Raw genomic sequence first — 10,543 nt, 5'->3', positions numbered from 1 at the left:
CGTGACCAAGTCCGACATGGTGCTCAACGACTACGCGCCGGTCATGGAAGTGGACTCACAGACCTACGAGGTCCGCGCCGATGGCATGCTGCTCACCTGTGAGCCAGCGGAAGTGCTGCCGCTGGCGCAGCGGTATTACCTGTTTTGACGTAATGTTTAGACACGATTGGCTGGTCGAATGAGACGTGCATATGCCGCCTTCGTGAACCGTTGCCGTCGATTTTGAAGACCGGCATCAGCGTCTCGATGGCCGTGCCGTGTATCACAGTCGCCGGCACTAAAGGCACCTCCACCCGGGTGCCGAGATCGGCCGTCAGTCGCTCTGGATATCCAGGAGATCGGGACAGGCGGCGAAGGACTCGGGATGGATGTTCCTGTGAAGCGAGAACGGGGGCATCAAAAGGATCTCCGGTCATCGCCGAAGACCCCGAGTCTCAACCTTCTGGTTAGAAGCGTCGAAGGCGTCCCGGTTCGCCGCCAGCCATTGCTCGCGCTGGCGCTGCCGGAGCCTCTCGACCAGCGCCTGCTCCAAGGTGGCCGTAAGATTGATCTTCAGGTCCCGGACCTTGGCGAGGAGATCGGCATAGATGCTCCGGTTGGCGGGGCGCCTGGCGGTTTGGTGGTCGTCGGATGTGGCCACGGCGGTGCGTGCGCATGCGTATATGCTATGCGCAGATGATTTGCCGAGCGACCGCGAGTGACCGGCGCGCGTGCTTCCGTCATGGCCGCCGATCGCTGAACCTTCGCAGACGGCGGGTCACCAACTTTGGGGAGTGAAGATGTTGCCATGACCGACGAAAGCACCGACCTGCGCCGAATCCTGACCGAATGCCGCACGATCGCGGTAGTGGGCCTGTCGGCCAAGGAACACCGCGCGAGCCATCAGGTCGCCCGCTATCTGCAACAGCATGGCTATCGCATCATTCCGGTCCACCCGCGCTTCGATTCGGTGCTCGGCGAGCGCTGTTATGCCCGCCTCGCCGACATTCCGCACGCTGTCGACCTGGTGAACGTCTTTCGGCGTACGGAAGACGTGCTGCCAGTCGCACAGGAAGCCGTGGCCATCGGCGCCCGTTGCCTGTGGCAGCAGCTCGGCATTGCCAACATCAAGGCTGACCGGCTGGCGCGCGCAGCCGGGCTCGATTCGGTCATGGACCGCTGCATCAAGATCGAACACGCCCGGCTGATCGGGGCCGGCTGAGCCCGGGGGCGCGGCCAGCGCCATCAGCGCGTGAAGTCTTCCGGCCCGTGGCGCTCGGGTATGCGCTCGGCCTCCGGCCCCCAGGTGCGATTGACGCGACGGCCGCGCTGAACGGCGGGTCGCGCGGCGATTTCCTCGGCCCAGCGCAACACATGCTGATAGGTCGTCACCTGCAGGAACTCGCCCGCCTCGTACAAGTTCTCGCGCACCAGCGCGCCATACCAGGAATGCACCGCGATGTCGGCGATCGTGTAGGCCTCGCCGGCGAGGTAACGCCGGTCGGCCAGGTTGCGATTGAGCACGTCGAGCTGGCGTTTCACCTCCATCGCAAAGCGGTTGATGGGGTATTCGAGCTTGACCGGCGCATAGGCGTAGAAATGACCGAAGCCGCCGCCCAGAAACGGCGCGCTGCCCATCTGCCAGAACAGCCAGGACAGACATTCGGCTCGTCCGGCCCCCGCTTCGGGCAGGAAGGCGCCGAACTTTTCCGCCAGATAGAGAAGGATCGCGCCCGACTCGAACACACGGGTGGGGGTCGGCGTGCTGACATCCAGCAGAGCCGGGATCTTGGAGTTCGGGTTGACGGCGACAAAGCCGCTGGAGAACTGCTCGCCGTCCAGGATGTTGATGGGCCAGGCGTCGTACTCGGCCCCGGTGATGCCTGCCTCCAGCAGCTCCTCGAACATCACGGTGACCTTCACGCCGTTCGGTGTCGCGAGTGAATAGAGCTGGTGCGGGTGCTGGCCCACCGGCAGTTCGCGGTCGTGGGTGGGGCCGGCAACGGGGCGGTTGATGGCTGCGAAGCGTCCGCCGCTTTCGGTATCCCATTTCCAGATCCGGGGCGGGACGTACTCGGCGGGGTTTTCATCGCTCATCGCAAGCTCCTCGAGGGTGGGAAGAGAAGGGAACGCCGGCCGACGGGCGGCCGATTCATCATAAAGGCCCGGCCGGCACAATGCGCGCAGGGCCACGCGATGCAAAAAATTCTTTTTGCGATCAGCGCTTTGAAAATTATCTGCCGGCAAGTGTAAGAATTTTCTCCGCACCGCGACTACGGCAATGCGACCCGAAGATGGGCCCACCGGCCCGCAGAACCGGTCGCAGCGCCCGCGGCCGCTTGCCGCGTTTTACCCATACTCATCAAGGAATGAACCGATGACCCGTAAAGCCCAACCCCTGACCCTCGCCGGTGCCGGCCTGGCCGCCGCGTTTGGCCTGGCCGTGACCCTGGCCGCGGCCCCGGCCGTTGCCGGCGCCGCCGACAAGGAAAAATGCTATGGCGTGTCCCTGAAAGCCAAGAACGACTGCGCGGCCGGACCGGGCACGACCTGCGCCGGCACTTCCGTCAAGGACTATCAGGGCAACGCCTGGAAATATGTCCCGGCAGGCACCTGCGTCTCGATGGACTCGCCCACCTCGCCAACGGGCAAGGGCCAACTCGCCGCATTTGCTGAAAAGTAATACTGTTTGACGCATGACAGGCAGGCGGAGCGCATCCATGACGGTCTCTTCCCATCACAGTCCCTCGTGGCATGCAGCGTCCGCCTGCCGCACCGGCGCCTGTACCGGACTGGGCTTGAAGCCCCAGCATTTCGGGCAGATTCTGGACCAGCGCCCCTCGCTGGGTTTCTTTGAGATCCACGCCGAAAACTACATGGGCGCGGGTGGCCCGTTTCACCACTATCTCAGCCGTATCCGCGAGCACTACGCCCTGTCGGTACACGGCGTCGGGCTGTCGATCGGTGGCAGCGACCTCGATCCGGCGCACCTCGAGCGCCTGGCGACCGTGCTGGCGCGCTACGAACCCGAGTGGTTTTCCGAGCATCTGGCCTGGTCGCGCCACGGCGCGGTGTGCCTGAACGATCTGCTGCCGGTGGTCTACGACGCCGCTACCTTGGCGCGGGTCTGCGATCACGTCGACCACGTCCAGGAGCGCCTGGGCCGGCGCATGCTTCTGGAAAATCCGGCCACCTATCTCGAAAGCCGCGCCTCGACGCTGTCCGAGGCGGAATTCATCACCGCGATCGTCCGCCGCACCGGCTGCGGCTTGCTGCTCGACGTGAACAACGTGTTCGTCTCCTGCGTGAATCACCATCGCGATCCGCAGGCCGAACTGACCGCCCTGCCGCTGCAGGCCGTGGGCGAAATCCATCTTGCCGGTCATGCCGAGGCCGTGGATGGCGCCGGCGATCCGCTGCTCATCGACAACCACGGCGCGCCGGTCGCCACCGCAGTCTGGGATCTGTATGCCCAGGCCATCGCGCAGCTCGGCCCCGTACCCACGCTGATCGAACGGGACAACGACATTCCCGCCTTCGATGTGCTCCTGGCCGAAGCGCGCCAGGCCGAGCGCATCCTGCAAGCCGCCCGAGGCGATGCACGGGTGGAACACGCATGATGGATCAGCCCGAATTCGCCGGCGCGCTGCTCGATCCCGAGCGGCCGCCACCCACCGACCTGACGACCTGGAACGGCTCCGACCCCGCCACGCGTCTTGCGATCTATCGCAACAACGTCATGGTCTCGCTGCTGGGCGTGCTGGCCGATACCTTTCCGGTCACGCGCGAACTGGTCGGCGAGGCATTCTTCCGCGCCATGGGTCAGTGCTTCGTGCGCGCGCAGCCACCACAAAGTCCGGTCATGGCCGAATACGGCGCGGGATTTGCCGATTTCATCGCGGCCTTCGCGCCGGCCCGCACGCTGCCTTATCTGCCCGATGTCGCGCGCCTGGAGTGGCTGCGCCTGACGGCGCTGCATGCCGCCGATGCCGAGCCGATGCCCGCCGAGCGCCTGGCGACCCTGCTGGCCGATCAGCCGGATCTGGGTGCTTGGCACGTGCGGCTGCATCCCGCCTTCGCCGTGCTGCGCTCGGACCACGCCGCCGTCTCCATCTGGGCGGCGCACCAGGGCGTGGGCTCACTCGCCGAGATCGACCCGAGTGCGGGCGAGAGCGCCTGGGTGACGCGTCCCGAGCTGGAAGTGGACGTCATTCCGGTCGATACCGCGACGGGCGAACTGGCCGCGCGGCTGCTCGCGGGGGACTCGCTCGCGGCCGCTGTCGGGGCGGTGCACGAGGCGGGGCTGAACCTCGATCTGTCCGCTGCGCTGGCCGGCCTGATCCGCGCCCGCGCCCTGATTTCCCTTGATCCCCCTGGAGAAACCGCTGCATGAAGCCCGCATCTGCAATCGCGCCACTGCCATGGCCCGCCCGGCCGCTGGCCGCACTGATCGATCTGTTCGGACGCATTCCGGACAGCCTGATCGCCCTGCTCGGCCGGTTTTCCATCGCCGCGGTGTTCTGGCTGTCCGGACAGACCAAGATCGAGGGGCTGACCATCAATCTGGTGCAGGGCGAGTTCAGCCTGGGCTGGCCGCGACTGTCCGATTCGGCACTGTTTCTGTTCCAGGAGGAATACGCGCTGCCGCTGCTGCCGCCACTCTGGGCGGCGATCATGGCCACGGTGGCCGAGCATGTGTTGCCGATTCTGGTGTTGATCGGGCTGGCCACCCGCTTCTCGGCGCTGGGTCTCTTGGGCATGACGCTGGTGATCCAGCTGTTCGTCTATCCCGGCGCCTATCCGACCCACGGTGTGTGGGCCGCGGTGTTGCTGTATCTCATCGCAAAGGGGCCCGGTAAGGTGTCGATTGATGCCTGGATCGCCCGCCAATACGGCCGGACCGGCTAAGCCCGGCTTGGCTCAGGGCAGCGGGTCCTTGTCGTCGGGGGCGGAAAAGTCGCCATCCAGGGGCGAGAACCGGCGCGAGGCTTCGCGCAGGACATCCATCTGCCGGTTGAAGCGGCGGCATCCGCTGCACATGGCCAGATGCATGCGCAAGGCCATGCGCTCGCCGAACGACAGCGGTCGCTCCCGAGCCTCGGACATCAGACGGGTACTCTCCCGGCAACTCAACATGGCTGCGCCTCCCCGAACCAGCGGTTTTCCAGACATTCGCGCAGCCGCAGCCGCGCGCGGTGCAATGTCACATGCAGATTGGTCTGCGAAATCCCGAGCACCTTACACATCTCATCGGCATCCAGCCCGAGAAATTCCCGCATCATGAAAGCCCGACCCTGGCGAGGCGGCAGGCCGTCCAGGCAGACGGCGAAAATCTGCCAGAATTGATCGTCCTGGAAGCTGCCCTCGGGATCACCCCACTTCCGGGGCAGTTCCTCGGCGCGCCAGTGCCCCGTCTCATCGAACAGCTGATCGAGCCACTCGTCGCCGCCGGCTTCATCATCGCTCACACGGCTTGGCTCGACCCAGCGCCGACGCTGACGCAGCGCATCGATGATCTTGTGCTTCAGGATCCCGAACATCCAGGTCTTGAAGGCCGCCTGTCCGCGATAGCCCGCCACGTTCTTCAGCGCGCTCACCAAGGCTTCCTGTACGACGTCTTCCGCCAGATGCGCATCACCCAGCTGCAGGTGGGCGAATTTCAGCATCCGGCGGCGCAGGTCTGCGATGAAAGCCGGATCCTGCAGGTAGTCGGGGGCCTCGAAGGGGGCGTCGGGTGACGACATCGTCGAACATCTCGGTCGGCGTTGAACAAGGCTGAACAGCGGCAAGGCTCTAGCGTACCCTATCCCGTCGCGGCCGCCCTGCGTCACCGCAAGCCGGAGCGCCGGCCGGCTCCCGCCAACCCATCCCGTGGAGCAACGCTCATGCAGACCCTCGAGGCGCTGGAACGAATCGCCCGCGAGGCCGGCACCATCGCGCAAACCGCCCGCGCCGAAGGCCTTGCCGTCACCGCCAAGGCCCAGGGAGAGATCGTGACCTCGGCCGATCGGGCCGTCCACGTCGGCCTGCTGACGGCGTTCGCCCACCACTTCCCCGGTCTGCCCCTGCTGACCGAGGAAAGTCCGCGCCACGATGTTCCGGACGGTTCGTTCCTGGTGGCGGATGAAATCGACGGTACCGCCCCGTTTTCGGCTGGATCGGCGCAATGGGGAGTGATGCTGGCCGGCATGGACCCGGCGCCACGCCACGCCGTGATCCACCTGCCGGACCTGGGCGTCACCCTCACCGCAGCACGGGGCGAGGGCTGCTGGCTGAACGGCGATCGTGTCACCCTGCGCGGCGGTGACGCGCTCGGCGACGCATTGCTCGGCGCCGAATTCAACAAACGCTTGCGCCCAGAGGAATGGGCATGGTTGCAGCGACTGGTGGGGGCGACGCGGGCCGTCCGCGCCACGGCCTGTTCGGCGGCCAGCACCCACGAGCTGCTGAGCGGTGTCACCGGCCTGTACATCAACTTGCGCGGCGGCCGGATCTGGGATTTCGCGGCCCCGGCCCTGATCATCTGCGAAGCAGGCGGGCAGACCTGTGCGCCCGATGGCGGGCCGCTGGTCTGGGATCGGGTGGAAATGGGCCTGGTCGCCGGCGCCAACCGGGGGCTGCTCGACGCCGCCCTCGCCCTGCGCGAAGAGGCGCCGATGGCGGGGCCGGACGTTGCCCGTGACCCGGCGCGCGGACGATGACGCGCACACCGGTCACCATGCCCACGAAGCGCCTGCTGCTGCGCCCATGGCGGCCAGCGGATCGGGCGCCGTTCGCCGCGCTCAATGCCGATCCCCGCGTCATGGAATATTTCCCCACCGTGCTCGACCGGGCGGACAGTGATGCCTTGGCCGATCGCTGCCAGCGGCTCATCGACACGCAGGGCTGGGGATTCTGGGCGGTAGAACACCGGCAAACCGGCGCGTTTCTGGGCATGACCGGCCTGAATGTCCCGTCGGCCGAGCTGCCTTGTTCGCCCTGCGTGGAAATCGGCTGGCGCTTCGCTCACCCGCATTGGCGGCAGGGTTTCGCCACCGAAGCCGCGCTCTGCGCGCTGAACTTCGGCTTCGAGCGGCTCGCGCTGACCGAGATCGTCGCCTTTACCGCGGTCGGCAACCAGCGCTCGCGAGCGGTCATGACACGCCTGGGCATGCACGATGCCCACGAACCGTTCGATCATCCCGCCATCGCGCCGGACAGCCCGTTGCGACGGCTTGTCCTCTACCGCCTGTCGCGGACGCAATGGTTGGCCGGCACGCCGTCCTGAGCACCGCTACGGCCGCCAACATCCAGAAGAGCCTGCCTCGGCTTCAAAAAGTCATCAGGGAGCATCTGGATTTTTACCCTGCGCCAGCAGTTCGTATTCGAGGATGAACTGATTCGCGGCGGGCTGAAACTCGGATGGGATCGCGCCGCGATCGCGCAATGGCAACAACCGATCGAAACAGAGGCGCGTATCCAAATAGGGTTCCAGCGACCTCGGATTCAGTCGGGGACATGGCCGAACACGATCTTCCAATGCCAGATCATGGCGAAGAAACTGCATCAGCAGCGCGAGCAGGCCCTCGTCCGTCGATGCCACCGCTTCACACCAGCCCCGCGGCGCGGCGGCGTCGCCCCACTGCCCCCAGCTGGCCAGCGTCCCAGGCAATCTGGGGCGCGTCAAGAAGACACGCTGAGCTGACAGCGCCTGCACCCGCCCGCACCACAACTTCTTGAGCCGTTCGAGATCATCGGTGCCGATCAATGCCTCCCCGCCGGCGCCGGATGTCGTCGCGGGATCGAGCTCGTGCAGCACGTATTCCTGGATCACGAGTGCGTGCCCGTGTTCAATGGCTTGAAAGAGCACTCCGGGCCGATCCTCCATCTTCATCCGTTTGAGCGAACGGCATACCAGATCCCTCATCAGCACTTCGTCGCTCATCCGTTCTTCGCCCTCGCTTAACAGAACCCTATGCGCAAGTTCAGGGCCGATCAGCTCGTCGCCGATATCTAAAACTTGTGCGATGAGGCGTGGGACATCTCCTTCCGTAATGTCGGATGCGACGTGATCTCCCACCCTTTTTATCAACGCCCGCGACTTCGAGATTCCGCCGAGGGCGGTTTCCTCTTTCGCGCGGAGCAGGATGCCCTTGAAGTTCTCCGGTGTCGCGATGGCTGCGATGAGCGCCATCACTTCCCCGTGACTCACCGCGCCGGGCAATAGCGAAAGTCGAAAATACATGTGAAACAGTTCCGGATGACAGATCCGAAGATCACGACGCCATTGCGATGGCGGGCCACCCGAATGGCTGACAGCAGCGATCTTCGGAAAAAGGCGCCCCATCATCTCCCGCATGCCGTCGCGCAATGGTTCAGGCAATTCGCTGGCCCATCGCTCGTGAAACTCATTCTCGACCGACGTTGCCCCAGACGCCGCACGTGACCCCGTGAACTTTTCTTCATTCAAACGAATGGTGTCGTAGAGCTCCGGCAGGAAAACCCGAAGCATCTCGATGGCGATGAAATCAACTGGATTCACCTCACCGGCCACGGCCGGAAAGGTGACCGAGAGTGTGTTCACGAGACGGATGACATCGCGAGGCACGCAAACCAGTCGCTCGATCCCGCCGACAAGGACCGCTGCGCCGTGGCCCTGATCGACAGCATCATCCGGTACGCAATTCAACACTTCTTCGTCCAAGCGCCGAAGCACCACATCGCGAAGCGTGGTGCGATCGATGAGCGGGATCTCGAAGGGAACCTGAATGATCTTTTCGAGGTAACGCGCGCCGGGCAGGCCACTGTCGCGTTCGATGGCCTGAACGGCGGCCTTGCGATCGAAGGCGAGCAGGTAGGTGACAAAGGGGAAATCGGCCAGCGCCTTGATGACGGTGAAAAGCTGGCGCACCTCGTCGTGATCCAGGCGGTCGATGTCATCGATGATGACCAGGATGCGGACCTTCGCTTCGCGCAGCTCGTCTGCAATCTGGGCTTTCAAGGCAGGGACATCCTTCGGCTTTCTCTGCAACATTCGCCCAACAGTCTTGCCTGCATCTTTGGCGTAACCTCCTGTCATCCCCGTCGCATCGACCGCTGCTCCGACAAAACCTCCGAGACTTTCACCGTACTTGTCCAGTAATTCGCCAAGCCGCTTGAATTTGGCGTTTTTCGCCGGCAGCGCCGCCTGGAGTTGCCGCAGGAATGTCTGAGCCAGATCCTCGCGGCCGGAAAACCACCAGGGATTGAAATGCACCACGACGGGCGGGTCAGCGTCTTCAGTTTTCTCCGCTTCGAGGTAGTGACACACATAGTTCAGGATCGTCGTCTTGCCAGAACCCCAGAGGCCATGCAGGGCAATCACCAGACCATCGCCGCCTCGGTGGCAGCGGATACTCTTGGCCAAGTGACGCGCGAAGGGTGCGTGTCCGAAAAGATCGTCTTTGGGATCAGTGCAGGGGCGATCGGCGGACAAGGCCGTCATCGCGGCCCTGGATGCGGCATTGCAGTTGTTTAGCGGATCCTCCATGGACTTCCCCCCTATTATTATTTCGGTTGAGCCCTGATGGCGGCACGAATGGAGCGATCAAGTATCCCGCCAGTCTAGCGGCCCGGAACTGCGGCCGCAGCCGTCATTGGGTCGGATGTTCGAGTGGTGTAGAGTGAGCCGAAACCGAAGCGTCATTCACCCTCGATCCACCACCCGCCTGACCCCATTCCGAAAACCCATGCAGATCGCCAGCTGGAACGTCAATTCGCTCAAGGTACGCCTGCCGCAGGTGCTCGACTGGCTGCGGGAGAATCCCGTGGATGCACTGGCCCTGCAGGAAACCAAGCTGAAGGATGAGAACTTCCCGGTCGAGGCCTTGCGCGATGCCGGCTACGCGGCAGTTTTCGCCGGCCAATCGGCGTATAACGGCGTGGCGGTGCTCAGCCGCTCGCCGATCACGGCGGTGCGCACCGGCCTGCCCGGCTTCGACGATCCGCAGCAGCGCGTTCTGGCGTGCACCATCGGGCCGCTGCGGCTGATCAATCTCTATGTGCCGAATGGCCAATCGGTGGACAGCGACAAGTATGTCTACAAGCTCGACTGGCTCGCCCGACTGCGCGACTACCTGCAAGCCGAACTGGCCGAACACCCGCATCTGGCGGTGGTCGGAGATTTCAACATCGCGCCCGATGACCGGGATGTCCACGACCCGGCTGCCTGGGCCGGGCAGGTGCTGTGCAGCGAGCCGGAACGGAAGGCCTTGCAGGTGCTGCTCGATCTGGGGCTTACCGACAGCCTGCGCCTGCACGAGTCCGCTGGTGGCATCTACAGCTGGTGGGATTACCGGATGATGGCGTTCCGCCGCAAGCGCGGCTTGCGCATCGATCTGGTCCTGGTCAGTGCCGCGCTGGCGACGCTGTGCGAGGAGAGCCGGATAGATGCCACGCCACGAGGCTGGGAGCGGCCGTCGGACCATGCGCCGGTGATCGCACGATTCAGGAATCTGAGCTGAACACCCACTGAGGCTGTGCCCAAGACAGTCTTGCGTCTGTGCATGAGCCGGCTAGGATGAGCGGGTATGCCTTCCCGCGGCCT

The 10,543-nt window shown here is 64.6% G+C and carries 13 protein-coding genes; 8 read left to right on the top strand and 5 right to left on the bottom strand.

Annotated elements, in window-relative coordinates; all coding sequences use genetic code 11:
* Window positions 1-412: 412 nt before the first annotated feature.
* The gene (locus E4680_RS05840; RefSeq protein WP_135281453.1) at window positions 413-640 is read right to left on the bottom strand and encodes a type II toxin-antitoxin system CcdA family antitoxin; all 228 of its coding nucleotides are present in this window, start codon (window positions 638-640) and stop codon (window positions 413-415) included.
* A 147-nt stretch (window positions 641-787) separates the two neighbouring features.
* On the opposite strand from E4680_RS05840, the gene E4680_RS05835 reads away from it, so the two are divergent.
* Window positions 788-1,201 (top strand): CoA-binding protein, encoded by a 414-nt coding sequence (locus E4680_RS05835; protein WP_135281452.1) that lies wholly within the window; start codon window positions 788-790, stop codon window positions 1,199-1,201.
* Window positions 1,202-1,224: 23 nt separating this feature from the next.
* Here E4680_RS05835 and yghU read toward each other — a convergent pair whose 3' ends face one another.
* On the bottom strand, window positions 1,225-2,076 hold the full coding sequence (gene yghU / locus E4680_RS05830; protein ID WP_135281451.1) for a glutathione-dependent disulfide-bond oxidoreductase: 852 nt from the start codon (window positions 2,074-2,076) through the stop codon (window positions 1,225-1,227).
* Between the two features lie 280 nt (window positions 2,077-2,356).
* Here yghU and E4680_RS05825 point away from each other — a divergent pair, with 280 nt between their 5' ends.
* Genes E4680_RS05825 through E4680_RS05810 form a run of 4 tightly spaced genes read left to right on the top strand, consistent with a single transcriptional unit; the run spans window position 2,357 to window position 4,887 of the window.
* Entirely contained in the window at window positions 2,357-2,662 is a 306-nt protein-coding gene (locus E4680_RS05825; protein ID WP_135281450.1) for a BufA1 family periplasmic bufferin-type metallophore, read from the top strand.
* Window positions 2,663-2,699: 37 nt separating this feature from the next.
* Window positions 2,700-3,599, top strand: a complete 900-nt coding sequence (gene bufB / locus E4680_RS05820; protein ID WP_135281449.1) for an MNIO family bufferin maturase — start codon at window positions 2,700-2,702, stop codon at window positions 3,597-3,599.
* A complete protein-coding gene (locus tag E4680_RS05815) occupies window positions 3,599-4,372 on the top strand; it encodes an HvfC/BufC N-terminal domain-containing protein (protein WP_205688769.1) in 774 nt (257 codons plus the stop codon). Before bufB ends, E4680_RS05815 begins: the two co-directional genes overlap by 1 nt.
* Window positions 4,369-4,887 carry a DoxX family protein gene (locus tag E4680_RS05810; protein ID WP_135281447.1) on the top strand — a complete coding sequence of 173 codons (519 nt, stop codon included), beginning with the start codon at window positions 4,369-4,371 and terminating at the stop codon, window positions 4,885-4,887. The genes E4680_RS05815 and E4680_RS05810 overlap by 4 nt, the downstream gene beginning before the upstream one ends.
* Before the next feature lie 12 nt (window positions 4,888-4,899).
* Here the strand turns inward: E4680_RS05810 and E4680_RS05805 are convergent, their stop codons facing one another.
* Together E4680_RS05805 and E4680_RS05800 are read right to left on the bottom strand one after the other, a co-directional pair.
* Window positions 4,900-5,115, bottom strand: coding sequence for a zf-HC2 domain-containing protein (locus tag E4680_RS05805; RefSeq protein ID WP_135281446.1), 216 nt, complete (start codon window positions 5,113-5,115; stop codon window positions 4,900-4,902).
* A complete protein-coding gene (locus E4680_RS05800; RefSeq protein WP_135281445.1) occupies window positions 5,109-5,723 on the bottom strand; it encodes a sigma-70 family RNA polymerase sigma factor in 615 nt (204 codons plus the stop codon). Before E4680_RS05800 ends, E4680_RS05805 begins: the two co-directional genes overlap by 7 nt.
* A gap of 141 nt (window positions 5,724-5,864) precedes the next feature.
* On the opposite strand from E4680_RS05800, the gene E4680_RS05795 reads away from it, so the two are divergent.
* Both E4680_RS05795 and E4680_RS05790 read left to right on the top strand, forming a co-directional pair.
* Entirely contained in the window at window positions 5,865-6,680 is an 816-nt protein-coding gene (locus E4680_RS05795) for an inositol monophosphatase family protein (protein WP_135281444.1), read from the top strand.
* The gene (locus E4680_RS05790; RefSeq protein WP_135281443.1) at window positions 6,677-7,246 is read left to right on the top strand and encodes a GNAT family N-acetyltransferase; all 570 of its coding nucleotides are present in this window, start codon (window positions 6,677-6,679) and stop codon (window positions 7,244-7,246) included. Before E4680_RS05795 ends, E4680_RS05790 begins: the two co-directional genes overlap by 4 nt.
* A 54-nt stretch (window positions 7,247-7,300) precedes the next feature.
* Here E4680_RS05790 and E4680_RS05785 read toward each other — a convergent pair whose 3' ends face one another.
* Entirely contained in the window at window positions 7,301-9,487 is a 2,187-nt protein-coding gene (locus E4680_RS05785) for a KAP family P-loop NTPase fold protein (protein ID WP_205688768.1), read from the bottom strand.
* A gap of 199 nt (window positions 9,488-9,686) precedes the next feature.
* Between E4680_RS05785 and xth the strand changes: the two genes are divergently transcribed.
* Window positions 9,687-10,460: an exodeoxyribonuclease III gene (xth, locus tag E4680_RS05780; protein ID WP_135281442.1), complete on the top strand. Its 774-nt coding sequence runs from the start codon at window positions 9,687-9,689 to the stop codon at window positions 10,458-10,460.
* Window positions 10,461-10,543 lie beyond the last annotated feature (83 nt).

This window comes from Candidatus Macondimonas diazotrophica (assembly GCF_004684205.1).
GTDB lineage: Bacteria > Pseudomonadota > Gammaproteobacteria > UBA5335 > UBA5335 > Macondimonas > Macondimonas diazotrophica.
Note: the sequence above shows the minus strand (reverse complement) of the source record. Positions and strands in the feature narration are given on the sequence as shown.

Bases quoted from the DNA above. Each gene is read 5' to 3' on its own strand.
- E4680_RS05810 (WP_135281447.1), top strand. From the start codon at position 4,369: ATGAAGCCCGCATCTGCAATCGCGCCACTGCCATGGCCCGCCCGGCCG.
- E4680_RS05795 (WP_135281444.1), top strand. From the start codon at position 5,865: ATGCAGACCCTCGAGGCGCTGGAACGAATCGCCCGCGAGGCCGGCACC.
- bufB (WP_135281449.1), top strand. From the start codon at position 2,700: ATGACGGTCTCTTCCCATCACAGTCCCTCGTGGCATGCAGCGTCCGCC.
- E4680_RS05835 (WP_135281452.1), top strand. From the start codon at position 788: ATGACCGACGAAAGCACCGACCTGCGCCGAATCCTGACCGAATGCCGC.
- xth (WP_135281442.1), top strand. From the start codon at position 9,687: ATGCAGATCGCCAGCTGGAACGTCAATTCGCTCAAGGTACGCCTGCCG.
- E4680_RS05800 (WP_135281445.1), bottom strand. From the start codon at position 5,723: ATGTCGTCACCCGACGCCCCCTTCGAGGCCCCCGACTACCTGCAGGAT.
- E4680_RS05815 (WP_205688769.1), top strand. From the start codon at position 3,599: ATGGATCAGCCCGAATTCGCCGGCGCGCTGCTCGATCCCGAGCGGCCG.
- E4680_RS05825 (WP_135281450.1), top strand. From the start codon at position 2,357: ATGACCCGTAAAGCCCAACCCCTGACCCTCGCCGGTGCCGGCCTGGCC.
- E4680_RS05805 (WP_135281446.1), bottom strand. From the start codon at position 5,115: ATGTTGAGTTGCCGGGAGAGTACCCGTCTGATGTCCGAGGCTCGGGAG.
- yghU (WP_135281451.1), bottom strand. From the start codon at position 2,076: ATGAGCGATGAAAACCCCGCCGAGTACGTCCCGCCCCGGATCTGGAAA.
- E4680_RS05785 (WP_205688768.1), bottom strand. From the start codon at position 9,487: ATGGAGGATCCGCTAAACAACTGCAATGCCGCATCCAGGGCCGCGATG.
- E4680_RS05790 (WP_135281443.1), top strand. From the start codon at position 6,677: ATGACGCGCACACCGGTCACCATGCCCACGAAGCGCCTGCTGCTGCGC.